Raw genomic sequence first — 523 nt, forward strand, 5'->3', positions numbered from 1 at the left:
GTCGTCACGGCCAACCTCGGCGAGGTCGTCGGCCTCTTCTTCGGCATCGGTCTCCTCGCCTCGGGGCTGGCCTCGAGCGCAGTCGGATCCTATGCGGGCGCCTCGATCATGCAGGGCCTGCTGCGGGTGAACATCCCGATCGTGTGGCAGCGCGCGTTCACGATGATCCCCGCGCTCATCGTTCTCGCCATCGGTGTCGACCCGACCTGGGCGCTCGTGCTCAGCCAGGTCGTGCTCAGCCTCGGCATCCCGTTTGCGATGATCCCCCTGGTCAGGCTCACGAGCAGCCGCCGCGTGATGGGCGAATTCGCGAACGCACGATGGATCACGCTCATCGCCGTGGCCGCCTCGGCGCTCATCGTCGCCCTCAACGTCTTCCTCATCGTTCTGCTCGCGCTCGGCGTCGACTGGCCCGAGCCGAGGCGGGGCGGCCGGCTTGGGTCGATGCGGATCGGACTCGTGTATTCGCTCGCTTACGGCGCATCGCTGCCAAGCGACGACCGATGAGTCCATGTCGAGGAGC

The 523-nt window shown here is 67.3% G+C and carries 1 protein-coding gene; it reads left to right on the top strand.

Going from position 1 to position 523, the window contains the following annotated elements; genetic code table 11:
* On the top strand, positions 1-507 hold a 507-nt coding region (locus IEV86_RS17700; RefSeq protein WP_188484861.1), incomplete at its 5' end, for a divalent metal cation transporter.
* Between the last annotated feature and the right edge of the window lie 16 nt (positions 508-523).

The sequence above is a fragment of the Cellulomonas carbonis genome, from assembly GCF_014636275.1.
Taxonomy (GTDB): Bacteria; Actinomycetota; Actinomycetes; order Actinomycetales; family Cellulomonadaceae; genus Actinotalea; species Actinotalea carbonis.